This is a genomic window from Undibacterium sp. GrIS 1.8, from assembly GCF_040544445.1.
Taxonomy (GTDB): Bacteria; Pseudomonadota; Gammaproteobacteria; order Burkholderiales; family Burkholderiaceae_D; genus Undibacterium.
Genome location: NZ_JBEONQ010000003.1, coordinates 30,600 through 48,772 on the forward strand (window position 1 = coordinate 30,600; position 18,173 = coordinate 48,772).

Below are 18,173 nucleotides of genomic sequence, written 5' to 3' on the forward strand. Positions count from 1 at the left end.
ATATACTCCTAGTCAGTAATATTAGATTGTCCATAGATTATATGGATAATAAGCCAATTTTCATTAAATTTATGGGGAGTATATGAAATATTTTGCTTTCTTGCCCAAATCTCCAATCAATTTTATGGTGGTGAAATTATGAGTGCAGTCATACAATCAAATCAATTCGCATCGCTGTCCAACGGTACTCGTTTGCATTACGCCAGCGCCGGCCAGGCGGGCAAGCCTTTGCTGCTTTTTGTGCACGGATTCCCTGAGTTTTGGTACGAGTGGTCGGCGCAGTTAGGCGAGTTTGGTCAGGACTATTTTGCCGTCGCACCGGACCTGCGAGGTTTTAATTTGTCGGATATGCCTGCTGATTTGTCTGCGTACAAGGCGCGTCATATTGTCGACGATTTGCGCTTATTGGTTGCGCATCTGGGCTACGAAAAAGTTGTCATCATCGCGCATGATTGGGGCGGTGCGATCTGCTGGAATCTGGCGATTGCCTTCCCTCAGTTGTTGCATAAGCTGATCATCATTAACTCACCGCATCCGTATTTGTTTATGCAGGCGCTAAGCACTGATCCCTCCCAAAAATCGGCTAGCGAATACATGAACTGGTTGCGGGCAGAAGGTTCAGAGAAAGCGCTAGCTAAAGATGATTTCGCGCTGATCGAAGGATTCTTTAACGGAATGGGACAAGCCAATACGGGCTGGTTTGATGCAGAGACTCGCGCCAAATATCACGAGTGCTGGTCACGTGGCTTGACTGGCGGCGTCAATTATTACCGCGCCTCGCCTTTGCACCCACCGACAGACAGCAATAAAGGACCATTACAACTGCAACTCAATCCTGACGACTTCAAAATCAAAGTGCCGACCCGCGTGATCTGGGGCGAGACCGATAAGGCCTTACCAAAGACTCTGCTCGATGGGCTAGAGAACTTTATCGACGATTTAGAAGTCGTGCGCATCCCAGAAGGTAGTCATTGGGTCATCCATGAACAGCCTGCGCGTATTAATCAATTGATCCGTGGATTTTTAGAGCAATAAAATGGCACGTACTGATTTTGCTTTTTTTCATTCGTTACGGGTACGCTGGTCAGAAGTCGATATGCAAGGCATCGTCTTCAACGGCCACTACCTGACGTATTTTGATGTCGCTTTTACTGAATACTGGCGCGCAACCAACTTGCCCAATGTCACCTTGCAAGCGGAACAGGGCAAAGAACTATTTGCCCGTAAAGCCACGGTCGAGTATATGGCGCCCGCCAGATTTGATGATGTGCTGGAGATTGGCGTACGCTGCGCGGCAATCGGCAATTCATCCCTGCGTTTTGTGCTGGAGATTTATATCGGTGATCAGCATCTGATTTCTGGCGAATTATTCTATGTCTATGCTGACACCGCTGTGCGCAAAGGGGTTGCCGTACCTGAGCAATGGCGTGCGATCATTTCTGAATTAGAAACTTGTAAACCTGAGGCTAATCAGGGTAAAGTTTGAATTTTTTGATCCGCTGATCATGGTGGTGAGAGTCCATCTTTAGTTGAACAATCAAGGCCACTAGAATCTATACCGAAACAATATTATGACTACAACAGCAAACACTGACGCAGTGCGCGTCACCTTAGGTTCTTGGGCAGAACTACAAAAAGAAGCACAGGCAATTCGCTATGATGTCTTCGTCATTGAGCAGAATATTCCTGTCGAATTGGAGTGGGACGAGATGGATGCGCAATGCTTGCATGCCGTCGCCTACGACGCACAAGGTGCAGCGGTAGGTACAGGACGCTTGCTACCCGACGGCCACATCGGACGCATGGCAGTCAGAAGCGCTGCGAGGGGACTAGGTGTCGGTGCTGCCATCTTACAAAGCCTGATGCAGCAAGCACGCAACCGTGGCGACAAAGCAGTCAAGCTCAATGCACAAACCTCAGCAGAACCGTTTTATGCCCGTAATGGCTACAGCCGTGATGGTGATGTGTTTGAAGAGGCGGGGATTCCGCATATCAGTATGTCGCATGAGTTTTGATGGTAGCCTTTTCTGGTTCCGCGATGACAAGCTTAGTTGCCTAAATCCCGTTTGGCAAACATTAACCCAAGAGAGTGGTTAGATGTATTTGGATGATTTAATTATTCGGTCGATGGAAGAGCGTGACGCGGCATCCATCTCTTTACTGATGCCAGAGTTGGACTATGAGGCGTCAGAGCAAACTATATTACGAAGATTTGAAGACGTTTTTGCTCGTTCGTGTGAATGCGTTTTTGTCGCAGAATTGAATAGTCAGGTAGTCGGATTTTGCCATGCTACGGGCGTCAGGCGCATTGATAGTGATGGCTATGGCGAAATATTGACACTCGTTGTAAGGAACGAATTTCACAGGCAAGGAATTGGTGGGCATATGGTGCGTTACGCGTCAGATTGGATATACGCTAACGGCTTCTCACGGGTGCGGCTTGGATCAGGAGTTCATAGAGTTGAGGCTCATATCTTTTATGAGTCTTTAGGTTTTACTAAGTCTCGACCAGGATGCGTATTTGAACTTAGAAAGACAATGTGATCTCATAGCAGTCTTAAATTAGTCGTTTTGAATTTATTGAGTATTTACTTCGGCGCACTTCAGACGACTAAAATTTTCCTTGATCGATTAGTCAACCTGTCTGAAACCCAATCTTCCCAGTCCATAACTGCCAATACATCATCCAATCGCCCATCAAGGAATACAGCGGTTGTTTGAATGAGGCAGGTCTGTTTTTCTCAAAACCAAAATGACCAACCCATGCAAAGCCGTAACCGCTTAGCGGTGCGGCGATTAGCCATGCGCCGGCACCGGTGCCAATAAACATTGCCAGACAGAGCAACACCAGGGTTGATCCGATAAAGTGAAGTTGGCGGCAGCGGCGATTGCGATGCTCACTTAAATAGAAGGGATAAAATTCGGCGAAGCTACTGTATTTTTGATTCATGCTGGTCTCCTTAGATTATTCTTATGCGCGCTTCTTTATTCTGGGTCTTTGTCAGTTTTGGCTCGTGTTGTCGTCTGTGTTGTTGATTTCACTTTACCAGCAACATGCGTCAAAATTTTAGGATGATGCAAGACCCATCCGCCGGCAACGCCGATCAGACTACCTAAAATAATATCGAATAAGCGTGTCAGTACCAGCGAATCGGGAGGGATTCTGACAGACGCCCCTTCTGCAAATAACATGGTCAGTGGCGTAATAAAAATAACAGCGACGCCGTAATTCCTGACGATGAGGATTTCAACGATAAATTGTAATACCGTGATGGCTAGGGCATAAGTCCAGACGTTTAATGGCAATGAGAAAATTATTGAGGTCAGCCCCATACCCAATGCGGTACCGATAATACGATGGACTTTTTTATGCCAGATCAAGCGGAAGGTAGCACCTTGCATAATCGCTGCACAGGATACCGGTACCCAATAGGGATTATTTAAATGCAGCAGCCGTGAGAGTAAAAACGATCCGCCGACAAAGCTGGCAATGACTAAAGATTCCAGCACGATCGCAAAGATGTCGCGGTCTACCGGCGGCACTGGTGTGAGTTTGATCGGTTTGTTGGCGATCGCTAAAGAATAAATAAAGGCGATTAAGCAAGCCAGCATGCCGCCGATCGAAATCAGTCCTACCCGCATCGGTATACCTGCAAGGTTAAACGGCATGGTGCTTCCGACTGCGATCATCAGAATAAAAAAGAAGCTGGCGGGTGGTGGTAAAGAATAATAACGGCAGATGACGTCGATCAACAGAACAGTGAGTGTCATCACAGCGACTGATACATAGGGATCAAAGCTGGCGCATAAACCTAAGGTAAAACAGACCGAAAAACCGAATGAACATGCCACCAATGTCAACATGCGGTGAGCAATAGATGTTTTAGGTAGATACAAAATGACCAGGGTACCCATGCCAACCAGAATGCCGTAATCTTGCTTTCCAAAATAGGCTCCGGCAAATACGGGAATCCCCATGCACAACGAGACGATGAAGGCAATATGCCAAGATCTGCTCGGCGTATTCCACACCAGCAATTGTCTGATCTCGGTGAGAATCGCCTGCCATATCCGATTGATTGCGTTATCGTTTTGCATTATTTTTAAAGCGGATTCATTGAAGATCGCTTTCCCTTTGGCTTAGTGTTTTATTGCTTAAAAACTTCCTGGTTGACGTCGCCAGTGAATTTCTTATTAGCCGCCTATTACCCGACTATCAAGCGCCTACCAACCGCCTATCAGCAATCTATTTTAAATCAGCTAACTTAGATCAAATAAAAATATCACCTTAAAATAAAAAAGCGAACACAGCAAATGTTTGCCATGTTCGCCCTGAGTATTGCGATCCGCTTATCTGGACATCTGGATGCGTTATTTCTTTGCTTTATTTATCTTACTTACTTTGCCGCCATTTCCACCTTAATCAAGTTGTCTTCGGGTTTGCGGTCGATATACATATTGTCTGGATCAATCCCGGCCTTAGCTGGTTCACCTTTGACTAACATCGTAAATGTCATCTCTTTACGATCAATGAATTTACGCTCACGCAGCAAGGGTTTGCCATCTTTGTCGTCGACGCCGATATCTATCCATTCGTGCAGCGGGACTTCTTTTTCTGCGCCGAGCTCATCTGCTTTGAGTTTGTTCATACTAGCCTTGAGCGTCACTTCATACTGACCGTTGCCAACTGCTTTGGCGCTGGCGGACAAGGCGCGATTCTCAAATAGGATAATGGACTCAAACAGGTCAGTGATCAGTGCTTGTTTGTCCTCTGGCGTGACCTTGCGCAGTGCATCGACTAGCACTTTACTACTAGGGTAGGGCGCGCCTTTGTTGGCATATTGCGCCAGCACATCGCGTAAAGCAGCATTGACTTTGTCCTGACCAATCTGGCTTTGTAGCAAGTACATCACCAGACTACCTTTTGAGTAATGGATATAACCTTGATTTTCGTTAAAGGCAATTGGCAGTTCCTTCTTACGCTCTTGTCCGCGACCGAATAAATACTGATCCAGTTCGTATTTGAGGAACTTACGCATTTTGTCTTTACCGTAGGTTTTTTCCATGACCATCAGGGCAGAATACTGCGCTAAGGTTTCTACCAGTATCGTCGCACCTTTGGTATTGCCCGATACCACCTGATGCGCCCACCACTGATGTGCTACTTCATGTGCCGTAACATAAAACGGATAGTCCAGATCTTTGGGATCTTTGTCATCTACTTTGGCAATAAAACCAATACTTTCCGAAAATGGAATCGTATTCGGGAAGGCTTGCGCGAAGCTGGCGAAACGGGGGAACTCGACAATGCGAACCATTTTATGTTGATAAGGGCCGAAGTTCTGGGTGTAATACGTCAGCGACTCTTGTACACCTTTGATCATGCGATCCAGATTGTATTCATGACCTTTTTGGTAGTCGATTTCAATCGCGACATCATTCCATTGTGCTTTCTTAACGTTATAACGTGCTGATAAGAACGCGAAGAAATTCAGAATAGGTTTGTCCGGCGCGTAGTGGAAATAATGCCTGCCGTTTTCCGTCCACTCGTTATCGAGTCGCCCAGGCGCAATGCCGATCTGATCTGCGCTGGTAGACACCGTTGCATCAAAGCGTATCCAGTCCGCATCGTTAGAAATATAGCTATTCGCCAGACCTTTGGGGTCGTCGCGTTCGCGCATTCTTTCTTTTTCCGTTAAGCCATGTTTTTTGCGCTGTTTATCATCACTGAGTTCTGTTACAGATTGGTACCCGATATGTGGAAATGCGCTACTGTTAAAGAAGCTACCGTTGTTCAGGATTTGGCTTTCGCTACCCATGCCTGCCACACCTTTTGGAGCAAACTCCAGTTCAAAATCAAGATTGAGTTTGTCGCCAGCTTCTAAGGAGGGCGTGAGTTTATAGCTATAGAAACCTGTCTTGTCTTGGATCGCTAATACAGCGTTACGATCAAAATGGACTTTATCCATTCGAATATCTTTATTTTGTGTAATAAAGATTTCGCTGATTGATGTCGTCCCTTTATTGACGAGTTGATAGCTGGCTTTGGCATGGGCAGTGAGTGTCTCGGGGAAGATATCTACTGCCACTTTGATATCGGTAATCCGGGGCTGCGGCATGGCTTCGTATTGTTTATAGTGCTTTTCATACTCAGCTCGGTCTTCTTCCCGGTCAAAACTGTTCTCGTAATGATTGACGATATTGGTGTAGTAGAACAACAGGCCGCCGACACTAACAAACATTAGACATCCGACGATCAGGGTAGACCTGATCGCAGGCGTCATACTCAATCGCGCCTGACCCAGGCGATGACGCCATTCGCCAGCCGTACCGCGTACCGACATCAACATCGACAAACCCAATAGCAGCAGCGCGGCACCAGTCCAATACAGTTGATACCAGAACACTTGCGGCAAGTTATGTCCGTAGCCATTCATGTCGGAATAACGTGGTGTCGGCCCACCGGCGTACATGATCATAGGATGCTCAAGACCCAGCGCAGGTACCGCGATCGTGGCGATGTAATACGCGATCATGACGAAATAACCGACGTATTTGTTATTCAATATCACTTGGATAGAGATTGCCAGAACGGCGATTAAGGCGTAACCGGGCCATTGCATTAGAAACAGATGTTGCAGATATTGACCAAGCTCGTAATGGGTGTATCCCTTAAAGGTTTGAATCACAATCCCGCACAACATTAAGACGAATAACAAGATGCCTTGCAGGCTGATTAAGGCAACTAGCTTCGCCATCAATGGTACCCAATTCGGTATTGGTAACGCATCCAGCAATTGCGCAATTCTGGCATCACGTTCGCGCCATACCAGCTCGCCCGCGTAGAAGGTAGTAATGATCAGCATGAATAGACTAAAACTGCCACCGAGCAAATCCAGTACTGCATAGGTGACAGGATAGGTGGTTGTGCCATACATTTTGCTCAGCGCGCTGGAGAGCGAAAACATGAACATCACACCGGTTAACGCAATGACGATGAAATAAACGTTTTTAACGGTTTCGCGCAGGTTAAGCCAGCATTGGCTGATAAACAAAGAGAAGATATTTGAACTGCTGTAGTTGGGCGTTACTAGTGGAATGTTAACTACTGCTGGGGCTGCTTTTTTAGTCGCTTCTTTCTTTTGTTTGCCTCCTGCGGTGATTGCCGCAAAATCAAAACGCCAATAACAAAGCACCAGTGCTAATAAGCCGATGGCACCCCAGATTAGGCGGTTATATAACAACAGGCCTTGCATAGGCACAATACGGGTGTTCTTATCCGTAATGCTCCAGTATTCAGTCACGCGACTGATTGCACGTGAGCCAAACGGATCGAGCAGGGCGGCTAATGTTCTGTCATCAACGTCGCGTGCTAAAGTGCCAGCAACCAGATAACCGATGAGTAAAACTACGCTACAAACATACACAGGCAACATGCGACGATACAGTGCACCCAGCGTAAAAAACAAGGCGCCGAAGATCATCAGATTCGGGATTAACGAAGTCAGATATGGCGCAACATAGGCCGCGGGAATCATCGGACCAAGGAAGTTTCTACTCAGGCCCGGTAAATAACAACCTAACCATGCGCCCAGACTGATACTAGAAAAAATCAGAATCAGAGTGAGCAGGGCACCAACATAGCGTCCCCCCAAATACTGAAATTTGCTGATTGGTGAGCTATAGAAAAAATGCCAGATATTGTGTTCAGTATCTTGTTGTACCGCCCGGCCCATCATGGCAGCAACAATCACAACACCAAAATAACCGAGGAAAGTGACTGTCTGCGAAATCGCCACAGGCGAGTTGATGTGTACCTTGCCGCCGAAGTCGATCACTGCGCCATCAAACACACCGCCGGCTGCTGCAATCCACAACATCGCCAGTGAGAAAAACATCAGGAAATAGACGTAGGTAGAAATGCTGCGGGATTTTTGCCGTAGCTCAAAGAGGATAATAGGAAGCATATTTTTCCCTTAAGCGGCTTGCACAGCAGGTGCTGAATGTTGTTGCAGCCCCAGTGGCAACTGCTGCGGCAAGAGATTCGCCATCGCAGAGAAATAGACGTCCTCTAAATTGCCTTGCGCTTGGGTAAAGCCGTCGCCAGGATTGCTATCTGCATACACATGCACAAGCGTACGGCCGGATGTCAGGCGACTAGAGATCACCTGATATTGTTGTTGGAAATGTGCCAGCTCACTCTTCTCGATAAAACGTTTCCAAATTTTGCCTTGAATCTGATCAATCAATTCCAATGGCTGACCCGTCAAAATCACAGCACCTTTGTTGATGACAGCCATGTGATTGCATAAATCTGCTACGTCTTCCACGATATGGGTAGAGAGAATGACGATTTTGTCACTGCCAATGTCAGACAACAGATTGTGAAAACGCACGCGTTCTTCTGGATCAAGGCCAGCCGTTGGCTCATCGACGATAATCAATTTTGGATTACCAAGTAGCGCTTGCGCAATCCCGAAACGTTGGCGCATACCGCCGGAAAACCCCCCGACATGTTTGTTTTTTACGTCGAATAAATTAGTTTGATGTAGCAAACCTTCTACGACTTCTTTGCGTTGCTTACCGTTAGAAAGCCCTTTCAGTACCGCAAAGTGATCCAATAAATCATAGGCGCTGACTTTAGGATACAAGCCAAAGTCTTGTGGCAAATAGCCGAGTACGCGACGCACGTCATCTTTATGTGTCTTGATGTCCATAGTGTCTAGCTGCGCAGTACCAGAATCAGCATCCTGCAAGGTTGCCAATGTACGCATCAAAGTAGATTTGCCCGCACCGTTGGGGCCGAGTAAGCCAAACATGCCAGCCGGAATCGTCAAAGAAATATGATTAAGTGCCTGTACACCATTGCTATATTGCTTGGATAAATTCTGTATGCGTAGTTCCATGACCATTCCCTAAAAAGTGTTTTAAAGTGCTGATGTTTTATACGGTGCAGTGCAAAAAAAGCAAGCTGTTGGATTGTGATCAGTAATTTTCAAAATTACAATATGTTTTGCATCGATCAAGTTTTTATTGATGCCTTTATTAATGTCGTCACTGAGCTATATTTTTTGCAGTTTGCACAATAAAAGACTTAGTCATTGCATTCCATCAAAAAGCGACGAAATAGCTCTGAGTGAAGATGAAAACAGAATTTATGGGGATGGAATAAGCAGGTGTTTGATGAAGAGCATGCTAAAACTCAGGATGGGTGAGTGGGTCACGAATTGATTAATGCTGAACCCATACAGCACTAACGCCCAATCCAAACCTGAATAGAGTAGGCTTAGATCAGGTATAGATTAGTTTTGGCAGGATTAATTTTTCAGATAAAAATGCCAGCACGAGCCAGTGGTCATACGCTATAATATGCGCTGGCGGGCCCCTGCGCATTGCGGCGTGGCCAATCTGGTCAGGTCGGGAACGAAGCAGCCACAGTCATTTCCCGTAAGTGCCGCAGATCAGGCTCGCCTCCTTCCTAAGATCTTCTCCATTCAAGTTTTATCGCCTCATCATTAGATGTATTTGAGTTATCTTCAAATGCGTCAATGAACAAATCCATCCTCAAATTATTCACGCTTTATCTGCTTGCGTTAGCACAGGTTTGTATTTATTCTAGATAACAGCATGTTGAAAACGGATTTAAAAAATCTGCTTAGCTTTGCGTGCAGTGTTTAAATCAAATATCGACAGGCTTTAAAAATTGCATTCCAAGAGTTGTTGATTCATCCCAATCGATCTATTGAGGAGATAAATAATGAGCGTCTTTAGTAAATTTCTAATGTCCTGCGTGTTGAGTCTTAGCTTTCTGCCCGCAGCGTTTGCTGCCGATGACCGTGGTACCAAAGATCAGGCTATCGCGATGGTAAAAAAAGGGATTGCGGCGATTAAGGCTCAGGGGAAAGAGAAAGCATTTGCAGAGTTTGCCAATACCGCCAATGCGGATTATCACGATCGCGATCTTTATCTGATTGTGTACGACCTGAACGGGATTAATTTATCGCACGGTAATAACCCAAAAATGATGGGTAAAAATCTAATCGAGTTGAAGGCTGGCGATAAATTTGTTGTGAAAGAAATGATTGCTGTGATCAAAACAAAAGGAAGTGGCTGGGTAGATTATCAATGGCCAAATCCAGTCACTAAAGTATTGGAAAACAAATCGACCTATGTTGAGAAAGTGGACGATTATTTTGTTGGTTGCGGTATTTATAAATAACATCGAGATCTACAAGCCACTCTGATTTGGGTGGCTTTTTTGTTTTTATCTGCGTTGTAAAAATAGAGGGGACTCCCATGAACTACCTTAGCAAAATTTTAATGTCATGCATATTGAGTTTTAGCTTATTACCTGTTGCTTTCGCTGCTGATGATCACGGCACAGCAGACCAGGCCATTGCGATGGTAAAAAAAGGCATTGCGGCAATTAAAGCGCAAGGTAAAGAAAAAGCATTTGCCGATTTCAGTAATCCGGCAAACAAAGAGTTCCATGACCGGGATCTGTATTTAATCGCTTATGACATGAATGCGGTCAATTTGGCGCATGGCAATAACCCAAGAATGGTCGGTAAAAATTTAATGGAACTCAAAGCCGGTAACGTTTATGTCGGCAAAGAAATGGTTGCCATCATCAAGAGCAAAGGTAGCGGCTGGGTTGATTATCAGTGGCCAAATCCAGTCACCAAGGCATTGGAAAATAAATCGACCTACGTTGAAAAAGTGGATGATTTTTTTATTGGTTGCGGAATCTATAAATAAGCTGCGCTAATTGCTCAGGTTAATTCGATAGCTTGCGTTGCTAAAGCTGAGCGGTTTGCGCTGACAATCTAGTAATAAAGATTTGTTTTTTTTAATGGTTTTAATATACTCATTATTAGTATATATAAATCGTCCATGTAAACCTTGGTCAATATGCTGTTTTTTTGAAAAAAGTAGGGGAGTATATTGATTTTGGCTTACTTGCGTCCGTTGTAAGCAATGTAGCGCTTTATTTGCTCTAGCACTCTTTAGCGCTGATCGAAATATGAAAAAAGCCACTCTAGCCGAGTGGCTTTTTTATGGGCTTAGTTTGCGGTTGTAATACTTCATGCACAGCCATTCCATGCTGTGACGACAAAGCGTAGGTTGCCGCTCATGCCGGGTGTAGTGTCGCTGTCAAATGGAATGCTGACCTCGATCTTGCCTTCGCATAGTCCCTCGGTATCAATTTTTTGATCGGCGATGGCAGTGCCTTGGTTTTGCCATGCATAATGAATTGTCCAAGCTTCGTCCGTGCTTGCTGGCGGCACCATTTCTAACAAGATGGCGTTACGGAATAAGTAACCACCTTCGTAATGTTCATTAATCCATAATTTACGGTCGATTTCGTAGTCCGGCACCCTCACGCCCAGCGCTACGCTATACGCCAAGGAGCGGCGTTGTTTGTTGACGCGGGAGCGGTTGGCTAGGAAAACGGTGGACAAGTATTGAGGACCATTTTTGACTGGATCGGTATGCCATTCGTCTTGGCTCATACAGGCAACAGAATCTTCTTCACTGGTACGGCGCGTCAGATACCAGAGCTTGCCGCGAGGGGATGCCAGAATTTCAAATTGATATAAAGCGTTGACGGTGCGGCCATCGTCTACCGCTTTTTGTACTTCATCAGGTAAGCGGACTTCTTCTACATCGACCCAGATATCTACCCGCACATCGCCAAATAAAAATCGGGTTAAATTTTGATACGACTCTTCGCTATTAACGATGCCAAAATAACCGGAATGCGAACGGTAGGCAAAGCCTTTTGCACATGGCGTGCTGGCGCTGCCATCTTGATGGATGCCATGGAGTATTGCATTATCAATACGGACTAAGCCATCGCTGCCATGACCCGCAAAGGTGCGGGATAGGCCCATCGCTACTTCGTAATCGGTGCGGTTACTACCGACCATACAAAATACTTTTTCGGATGGAAAACGATCTTCCGGCAACCAATCGACGCGGCCAGTTGCGGCATAAGTGTCTTGCAAATCCAGATAGCCCGCCATTTTTTCACGGTTAAAATTATTCATGTCCGATGCACTTAGCCATGAGGGAATGTTCGCTCCCAATATGTCTATTCCGTTATGGGGTGTAGCATAAGTGAAGAATTTATCGACATATTGTTTGGCGTTATTCGGGTCATTTGCAGGGTTTTGTAACAGGCCGCGACAGACCAGCCCACCCATAGAGTGAGCAACTAAATAACAGCGGAAATCTTCTGGCGTGATTTGATTGTCTGGATTGGCGCAGGCCAAATCTCGCAGACGCAAAATGAGTTCCGCTAATTTTTGTGAGAATACTTCGATGCCAGGTGTCTCTCCGATGCCCAGCAAGCGGGATGCTTCGTCGTAATAACGATAGATGATGATGGAGCGGCTGCTTAGCTTATTGTCTGGATCGGCGACCCACTCAGGATCGAGGATGTCATAACCATCTTCGTACACATCGCGATAGTCAAAGTCGGAGGCGAGCCGGATCACGGGTGATTCAAAAATATATTTACGCGGTTGCCGCGTTTTGTCCGGCACTGCGCGATACACGGTGGAGCCAAGATTAAAGCCGCAAAACGGGTCGACGCTAGTTTCATCAATTTCCGCTGGCGTCATTGCATAGCCACGCACATAGATGATCGGGTAAAAAGGGGCGTTTGGATTGCTCATACCATCCTTAGTTTTTGGTAACGCCTCTGCGTAATTTGTGAGAACGTTGACGTATTTTTCTAGCTAACATCGGTGAACTCAGTCATGCATCATGACTGGCAGGCTTTCATTTGTTATCTATTTTGAAATGTTATCGTTATAGTACAATTATTAGGCTTAAGCAAATGTTTGTAAGACATATCTGAAAAGCTGCCGGATCGCCCTGAGTAGTCTAATCAGTGTTTTTAGATATTTCATCTTCTTGACGGCAGAGAATTAACCGTTTGCTATCTCCATTATTTTTAATCAATGATCTTTGTCTGCACTACGTCAAAACAGAGTCGGATAAGGTAAAATCCCGTCATGTCATATCAAGTTCTCGCCAGAAAATATCGTCCCAAAAGCTTTGAAACGCTGGTTGGGCAGGAGCACGTGGTTCGTGCCTTATCTCATGCGCTGGAGCAGCAAAGGCTGCATCACGCGTATTTATTCACAGGGACTCGTGGTGTCGGTAAAACGACGCTCTCACGCATACTGGCTAAATCCTTTAATTGCATCGGTACCGATGGTAACGGCGGCATCACCTCGCACCCTTGTGGTGTGTGCGAAGCCTGCGTGGCGATTGATGCCGGACGCTTTGTTGATTATATCGAGATGGATGCGGCCTCTAATCGCGGCGTGGATGAGATGGCAGCATTGCTGGAGCAGGCAGTCTACGCACCATCGAATGCACGCTTCAAGGTCTATATGATCGATGAGGTGCACATGCTGACTAACCATGCGTTTAACTCCATGTTAAAGACGCTGGAAGAGCCGCCTGAGCATGTCAAATTTATCCTCGCCACCACCGATCCACAAAAAATCCCAGTGACGGTATTGTCGCGCTGTCTGCAATTTAATTTGAAGCAGATGCCACCTGGTCATATTGTTTCGCACCTGGAAAATATTCTCGGCCAAGAGCAGATCGAATTTGAAGTCCCGGCACTTCGCTTGCTGGCACAAGGTGCACATGGTTCTATGCGCGATGCCTTATCGCTGACAGATCAATCAATTGCGTATGCAGCTGGCAAAGTGACCTTAGAGGCAGTGCAAGGTATGCTGGGTGCACTGGATCAGTCGTATCTGATCCGCTTACTCGATGCCTTGGCTGTGAAAGAGGGCAAAGCTTTGCTGGATGTCGCTGACGAAATGGCGGCACGCAGCTTGTCTTATAAATCAGCTTTGCAAGATTTAGGTAGTTTGCTGCACCAGATCGCCATCGCACAAATGGTGCCGGATGCTGTGCCTGAGGACATGCCAGAGCGCGACGATGTTATTCGCCTCGCTGCCTTGTTTGGTAAAGAGGAGATTCAATTGTTTTACCAGATCGCGGTACATGGTCGTAATGAGTTGCCGTTAGCACCGGATGAATACGCTGGTTTTAGTATGACGCTACTACGCTTACTAGCCTTCCGTCCGTCTGATAGTGGTGCGGCAATTTCTGGTAACACCGCTGGTGGCCCAGGTGGATCTGCGCCGTCTGGCCGCGTTCCTCAACGTCCAATTATGCCGAGTGTAGCAAGCCCAGTAAATTCAGTCAGATCAGTAAATTCAGCTAGTTTAATTAGTGGGCAACTAGCATCCAGTCCGCCTTTAAGCTCCGCTGCAATAGTCTCGCCAACAATGTCTGTAGCGATACCGCACGTTGTGCCAGTTATGGCCGTGCCGGTTGTTGAATCTTCTGCTCAAGATAATCAGGTAGCTCGTGTTACTGAACTTGTTTCGACTGCTCAGCAGGTGGGGGAAATACTTCCAGAAGTAATACGAGAAGCGCTTCCAATCGTAGCGCCGGTAGTTCTACCAGCAACCGTGGCAGTCCCTGTTTTATCGCCTCGTGATGCTGCGTTGGCTGCTGCTGGTTTACGTAAGCCTTCAGTTGCCAGTCGTGCAGCAGTTGCTGAAATATCTGCAACACGTCCGATAGCGGCACCTGTTACGGTGCTAGTCTTAAGTTCAGCACCAGCTAGGCCAACTGCCCCAGTTGCGTCATTTGCCAACGCTACGCAAGTTGTTTCTCCGACAAAAGAGCGACACCCATCACCCGTAAGCCAGACAAAAATAGCGGCGCCAGCCGGGATGGATGACATGCCGCCTTGGGACGAAGATATGATGGAAGCGAGCTCTTCTAATGAGTTGCCGTCACATTTTCAGTCCGCTGCTTTTGATGATCAGTTTGATCAGGCTGCGATTGTTGCCGTGCAAGTGAAGTCAGAAAACCCAGCACCTCCCGTTAACCTTCCTCAGCCGACCATATCAATTTCGGCGCAAACTACAAATACTAGCGAAGCGCCAACTGACTCTGCAGCATTTGGGGAGTCGCCACAAATAGCAGCGCGCGTTATAGAAATTAAACCAATACCAGAATTAAATTGGGATGGACATTGGCCTAATCTGGCAAGCAGTTTGCCGATGCGTGGCGTGGCACAGCAATTAGTGCAGCAAAGTGAGTTAATTGATTGCCAGATCAACGGTAATACATTCGTATTTAGTTTGCGCGTACCTTTGCAAACATTATTATCATCTGGCAGCGTTGAAAAATTAGAGCTCGCTTTGTCAGAGCGTTTTGCAAAGACAATTAAGGTCGAGACTAAAATCGGTGCCGTCGAGCAAACCGCTAACGCCCAGGCAGTTGCTGAGCGCGCAGAGCGTCAGCAGCTTGCAGAAAAATCGATACAAAGTGATTCCTTCATTCAGTCTTTAATGCGAGAATTCGGCGCGTCTATCGTGACTGGCAGTATTAAACCTGTTTGATTTCTTACAAAATGATTCGGCCAATAGCTACAAATTAATCAAGCATTTATCAACACCATTGAAAAAGTTTTAGGAGATTTTTATGATGAAAAACCAAATCGCAGGCTTGATGAAGCAAGCGCAAGCCATGCAAGACAACATGAAAAAAGCGCAAGACCAATTGGCGCTAGTTGAGGTAGAAGGGCAATCTGGTGCAGGTTTAGTCAAAGTAGTGATGACATGCAAAAATGACGTAAAACGCGTCACGATAGACCCGTCTTTGCTGGCCGACGATAAAGATATGTTGGAAGACTTGGTTGCAGCTGCTTTTAACGACGCAGTACGCAAGGCAGAAGCCACATCGGCTGAAAAAATGTCTGCGTTGACATCTGGCATGCCATTGCCACCAGGCTTTAAACTGCCGTTCTAAGTACGTTTTTGCAGAGGGTATAAAGCCCTTTGCAATGTTAAGTTTTGGTATCTTGCCTCCGTATTTTTGTTCGTCCTCATGCAGAAAATTCGTCTCTTCGCTTTTTCGCGCTATGCTTTTTATCTGTTCTTTATTTATTAACGGTCTATTCCCCCTAAGTGAAACCCCATACCAGTCTTGAATTTCTTGCAGAAGCTTTGCGTCGCTTGCCCGGAGTCGGCCCTAAGTCTGCACAACGTATGGCATATCACTTGCTGCAACACGACAGGGACGGTGCGTCGCAATTGGGCAGAGCATTGATGCAGGCTGTAGAGAAAATTAAACACTGCCAGCTTTGTAATACCTTTACCGAGAGTGATGTTTGTGAGACTTGTCTTGATCCTGAGCGCGATGCCTCTTTACTTTGCGTAGTAGAAACGCCGTCAGATCAAATGATGATTGAGCAGACCATGACATACAAAGGCATGTACTTTGTATTAATGGGGCGTTTGTCTCCGCTGGATGGTGTCGGGCCAAAAGATATTCATCTGGAAAAACTAGTCGTCCGTGCGACAGATGGCATTGTGGTTGAGGTCGTGTTAGCGACCAACTTCACCAATGAGGGCGAGGCAACTGCGCATTATATTGGCGAGACTTTAAAATCACGTGGATTAAAAGCTAGCCGTCTTGCCCGGGGAGTGCCAGTTGGTGGTGAGCTTGAATATGTAGATGCCGGGACGATTGCAAGGGCAATGTTGGATCGTCGCGCAACTTAATGTGGTACGGATTAGCTGGTATCAATTTAGGCATCAATACCCGATAGATGCCTAATTATTTTAGATACTAGATAACTAAGTAGGTAGTTAATTGAGTAGGTAAGGATGACAATATGAATCGACGATTTTTCAAACAGTTCGCTATCGCTTTGCTGCTGTTTTTGCTCGGTTACTTTACTTTTAATAATAAGTTATTTGCGCAAAATGTAGAGCAAGGTCTCGCGCAAAATGCAGAGTTGCAATTGCGCTATTCTGCACATAATTTAGCTCTGATACCTTCATCTGCTGAGTTTGTATTTTGAGTTGTCGGATTTTATTTTACGTTTAATTTCCACGCTCATCTCTGCCTTTAATCTTGACTTTGAATCTTGTGCGTCAAGATAAAGTTTTCAGATAATCGCGTATTCCTGCTAGCAGCATCTCTACTGACATTGCTGTCAATATCAATCCCATCAAACGTTCAAACGCTGTCATTACACGCTTGCCTAATACCCGTTGCATCTGTTCTGCACTGAGTAAAACAATGAGCCAGACTATGGCTACTGCGGTGAGTGCCGCTAGATGTACGGCGACGTCCATTTTGCTATCGGACGAAAATAATAATACGGTTGCTAGAGCAGAGGGACCTGCTAATGCAGGAATAGCCAACGGCACAATGAAGGGTTCGTGATCGTCTTCCACATCGCCAAAAATACCGCCTTCTTGCGGAAACACCATACGTAATGCGATCAAGAATAAAATTACGCCGCCACCGATACGCAGTGATACATCCGAGAGTTGCATCGCTGTTAAAAAATGCTTACCAAAAAACATAAATAGTAATAACAGGGCAAAGGCAATCGCACATTCTCTGACTACGACACGCCAGCGACGCTCTGGCGAAACATGTGACAGTGCGCTGACAAAAATTGGGACGTTACCGAACGGATCAGTGACCAGTATCAGTAAAATAAAAGATTGAAAAAAGTCTTTGGTCATAATTTTTTAGCGTGCTTTGATGGTGTTCTATGGACTGTAAGGCATCGTAAGTGAATTGACGAGGTGCCACAAGACAATTTTAGAAAGCGCGTTATTATTCGTCATAAATAACGAGTACCGAGTCTTTACATTACGCTCTGACTGTTGTGTCCTTGCTGGTAAATGACCAGTTGGATGATGCTTGTATATGTAGACGGACTAAAATCACTAAGTTTGACTTTGAATGGCAATAATTATGTTTGAAAATAAAGAACGACCTGATACCCCTTGCGTTGCAGTATGTTCCACTACATTTGACGATGTATGTCGCGGTTGTGGTCGCACAGTGGCAGAGGTTGCTGAGTGGGTTTTCATGTCACAAGAGCAAAAAGAAATTGTATGGAGCCGCATATTGTCTGAGGGGTATCCGCGGCGGAATAAATAAACGCTGTGTTTTATCTGTGCTAACTTTAATCAACAATAAAACTTACGAAAAACCGCCTCAGCAAGGAGTGGCGACGAGGGCTGTAATTTAGTTCTTAGTACTTCACTTGGGACTTCACTTAGTACTTCAACATAGGAACTGCAACGCAGCTTAGATAA

Annotated in this window: 17 protein-coding genes and 1 other RNA gene; 12 read left to right on the plus strand and 6 right to left on the minus strand. The window is 45.8% G+C overall.

Features of this window, described 5'->3' with window-relative positions:
* Positions 1 to 138 precede the first annotated feature (138 nt).
* The 4 genes from AAKU64_RS01980 (at position 139) to AAKU64_RS01995 (ending at position 2,544) form a co-directional block, all read left to right on the plus strand.
* Complete coding sequence (locus AAKU64_RS01980) at positions 139 to 1,035, plus strand: alpha/beta fold hydrolase (RefSeq protein ID WP_354334043.1); 897 nt, start codon at positions 139 to 141, stop codon at positions 1,033 to 1,035.
* A 1-nt stretch (position 1,036) separates the two neighbouring features.
* A complete protein-coding gene (locus AAKU64_RS01985; protein ID WP_354334045.1) occupies positions 1,037 to 1,486 on the plus strand; it encodes an acyl-CoA thioesterase in 450 nt (149 codons plus the stop codon).
* A gap of 85 nt (positions 1,487 to 1,571) precedes the next feature.
* Positions 1,572 to 2,015, plus strand: coding sequence for a GNAT family N-acetyltransferase (locus tag AAKU64_RS01990; RefSeq protein ID WP_354334047.1), 444 nt, complete (start codon positions 1,572 to 1,574; stop codon positions 2,013 to 2,015).
* Between the two features lie 82 nt (positions 2,016 to 2,097).
* Positions 2,098 to 2,544, plus strand: a complete 447-nt coding sequence (locus AAKU64_RS01995; protein WP_354334048.1) for a GNAT family N-acetyltransferase — start codon at positions 2,098 to 2,100, stop codon at positions 2,542 to 2,544.
* Positions 2,545 to 2,635: 91 nt separating this feature from the next.
* Here the strand turns inward: AAKU64_RS01995 and AAKU64_RS02000 are convergent, their stop codons facing one another.
* The 4 genes from AAKU64_RS02000 to AAKU64_RS02015 all read right to left on the minus strand — a co-directional run bounded on the left by AAKU64_RS02000 (position 2,636) and on the right by AAKU64_RS02015 (position 8,906).
* Positions 2,636 to 2,950: an Mpo1-like protein gene (locus AAKU64_RS02000; protein WP_354334050.1), complete on the minus strand. Its 315-nt coding sequence runs from the start codon at positions 2,948 to 2,950 to the stop codon at positions 2,636 to 2,638.
* A gap of 35 nt (positions 2,951 to 2,985) precedes the next feature.
* Positions 2,986 to 4,098, minus strand: coding sequence for an FUSC family protein (locus tag AAKU64_RS02005; protein ID WP_354334052.1), 1,113 nt, complete (start codon positions 4,096 to 4,098; stop codon positions 2,986 to 2,988).
* A gap of 299 nt (positions 4,099 to 4,397) precedes the next feature.
* Positions 4,398 to 7,967 (minus strand): ABC transporter permease/M1 family aminopeptidase, encoded by a 3,570-nt coding sequence (locus AAKU64_RS02010; protein WP_354361260.1) that lies wholly within the window; start codon positions 7,965 to 7,967, stop codon positions 4,398 to 4,400.
* A 9-nt stretch (positions 7,968 to 7,976) separates the two neighbouring features.
* Positions 7,977 to 8,906, minus strand: coding sequence for an ABC transporter ATP-binding protein (locus AAKU64_RS02015; RefSeq protein WP_354334056.1), 930 nt, complete (start codon positions 8,904 to 8,906; stop codon positions 7,977 to 7,979).
* Between the two features lie 470 nt (positions 8,907 to 9,376).
* Here AAKU64_RS02015 and ffs point away from each other — a divergent pair.
* The 3 genes from ffs (at position 9,377) to AAKU64_RS02030 (ending at position 10,758) form a co-directional block, all read left to right on the plus strand.
* An RNA gene (gene ffs, locus AAKU64_RS02020) (signal recognition particle sRNA small type) lies at positions 9,377 to 9,475 on the plus strand.
* 282 nt (positions 9,476 to 9,757) lie between these two features.
* Complete coding sequence (locus AAKU64_RS02025; protein WP_354334058.1) at positions 9,758 to 10,219, plus strand: cache domain-containing protein; 462 nt, start codon at positions 9,758 to 9,760, stop codon at positions 10,217 to 10,219.
* Positions 10,220 to 10,296: 77 nt separating this feature from the next.
* A complete protein-coding gene (locus tag AAKU64_RS02030) occupies positions 10,297 to 10,758 on the plus strand; it encodes a cache domain-containing protein (RefSeq protein ID WP_354334060.1) in 462 nt (153 codons plus the stop codon).
* A 326-nt stretch (positions 10,759 to 11,084) separates the two neighbouring features.
* On the opposite strand, the gene AAKU64_RS02035 is transcribed toward AAKU64_RS02030, so the two are convergent.
* Positions 11,085 to 12,680: an esterase/lipase family protein gene (locus AAKU64_RS02035; RefSeq protein ID WP_354334062.1), complete on the minus strand. Its 1,596-nt coding sequence runs from the start codon at positions 12,678 to 12,680 to the stop codon at positions 11,085 to 11,087.
* Positions 12,681 to 13,022: 342 nt separating this feature from the next.
* Here AAKU64_RS02035 and AAKU64_RS02040 point away from each other — a divergent pair, with 342 nt between their 5' ends.
* From AAKU64_RS02040 to AAKU64_RS02055, 4 genes are all read left to right on the plus strand, one after another.
* On the plus strand, positions 13,023 to 15,449 hold the full coding sequence (locus AAKU64_RS02040; protein ID WP_354334064.1) for a DNA polymerase III subunit gamma/tau: 2,427 nt from the start codon (positions 13,023 to 13,025) through the stop codon (positions 15,447 to 15,449).
* Between the two features lie 82 nt (positions 15,450 to 15,531).
* The gene (locus AAKU64_RS02045; protein ID WP_322119116.1) at positions 15,532 to 15,858 is read left to right on the plus strand and encodes a YbaB/EbfC family nucleoid-associated protein; all 327 of its coding nucleotides are present in this window, start codon (positions 15,532 to 15,534) and stop codon (positions 15,856 to 15,858) included.
* A 158-nt stretch (positions 15,859 to 16,016) separates the two neighbouring features.
* A complete protein-coding gene (gene recR / locus AAKU64_RS02050; protein WP_354334065.1) occupies positions 16,017 to 16,613 on the plus strand; it encodes a recombination mediator RecR in 597 nt (198 codons plus the stop codon).
* A gap of 113 nt (positions 16,614 to 16,726) precedes the next feature.
* Positions 16,727 to 16,915: a hypothetical protein gene (locus tag AAKU64_RS02055; RefSeq protein ID WP_322119114.1), complete on the plus strand. Its 189-nt coding sequence runs from the start codon at positions 16,727 to 16,729 to the stop codon at positions 16,913 to 16,915.
* 73 nt (positions 16,916 to 16,988) lie between these two features.
* On the opposite strand, the gene AAKU64_RS02060 is transcribed toward AAKU64_RS02055, so the two are convergent.
* Positions 16,989 to 17,591 (minus strand): MarC family protein, encoded by a 603-nt coding sequence (locus tag AAKU64_RS02060; RefSeq protein WP_322119113.1) that lies wholly within the window; start codon positions 17,589 to 17,591, stop codon positions 16,989 to 16,991.
* A gap of 235 nt (positions 17,592 to 17,826) precedes the next feature.
* Between AAKU64_RS02060 and AAKU64_RS02065 the strand changes: the two genes are divergently transcribed.
* Positions 17,827 to 18,015 (plus strand): DUF1289 domain-containing protein, encoded by a 189-nt coding sequence (locus tag AAKU64_RS02065; protein ID WP_354334068.1) that lies wholly within the window; start codon positions 17,827 to 17,829, stop codon positions 18,013 to 18,015.
* Positions 18,016 to 18,173 lie beyond the last annotated feature (158 nt).

Excerpts from the sequence above, each read along its gene's own strand:
- AAKU64_RS01980 (WP_354334043.1), top strand. The coding sequence starts at position 139 with ATGAGTGCAGTCATACAATCAAATCAATTCGCATCGCTGTCCAACGGT.
- AAKU64_RS01985 (WP_354334045.1), top strand. The coding sequence starts at position 1,037 with ATGGCACGTACTGATTTTGCTTTTTTTCATTCGTTACGGGTACGCTGG.
- AAKU64_RS01990 (WP_354334047.1), top strand. The coding sequence starts at position 1,572 with ATGACTACAACAGCAAACACTGACGCAGTGCGCGTCACCTTAGGTTCT.
- AAKU64_RS01995 (WP_354334048.1), top strand. The coding sequence starts at position 2,098 with ATGTATTTGGATGATTTAATTATTCGGTCGATGGAAGAGCGTGACGCG.
- AAKU64_RS02000 (WP_354334050.1), bottom strand. The coding sequence starts at position 2,950 with ATGAATCAAAAATACAGTAGCTTCGCCGAATTTTATCCCTTCTATTTA.
- AAKU64_RS02005 (WP_354334052.1), bottom strand. The coding sequence starts at position 4,098 with ATGCAAAACGATAACGCAATCAATCGGATATGGCAGGCGATTCTCACC.
- AAKU64_RS02010 (WP_354361260.1), bottom strand. The coding sequence starts at position 7,967 with ATGCTTCCTATTATCCTCTTTGAGCTACGGCAAAAATCCCGCAGCATT.
- AAKU64_RS02015 (WP_354334056.1), bottom strand. The coding sequence starts at position 8,906 with ATGGAACTACGCATACAGAATTTATCCAAGCAATATAGCAATGGTGTA.
- AAKU64_RS02025 (WP_354334058.1), top strand. The coding sequence starts at position 9,758 with ATGAGCGTCTTTAGTAAATTTCTAATGTCCTGCGTGTTGAGTCTTAGC.
- AAKU64_RS02030 (WP_354334060.1), top strand. The coding sequence starts at position 10,297 with ATGAACTACCTTAGCAAAATTTTAATGTCATGCATATTGAGTTTTAGC.
- AAKU64_RS02035 (WP_354334062.1), bottom strand. The coding sequence starts at position 12,680 with ATGAGCAATCCAAACGCCCCTTTTTACCCGATCATCTATGTGCGTGGC.
- AAKU64_RS02040 (WP_354334064.1), top strand. The coding sequence starts at position 13,023 with ATGTCATATCAAGTTCTCGCCAGAAAATATCGTCCCAAAAGCTTTGAA.
- AAKU64_RS02045 (WP_322119116.1), top strand. The coding sequence starts at position 15,532 with ATGATGAAAAACCAAATCGCAGGCTTGATGAAGCAAGCGCAAGCCATG.
- AAKU64_RS02055 (WP_322119114.1), top strand. The coding sequence starts at position 16,727 with ATGAATCGACGATTTTTCAAACAGTTCGCTATCGCTTTGCTGCTGTTT.
- AAKU64_RS02060 (WP_322119113.1), bottom strand. The coding sequence starts at position 17,591 with ATGACCAAAGACTTTTTTCAATCTTTTATTTTACTGATACTGGTCACT.
- AAKU64_RS02065 (WP_354334068.1), top strand. The coding sequence starts at position 17,827 with ATGTTTGAAAATAAAGAACGACCTGATACCCCTTGCGTTGCAGTATGT.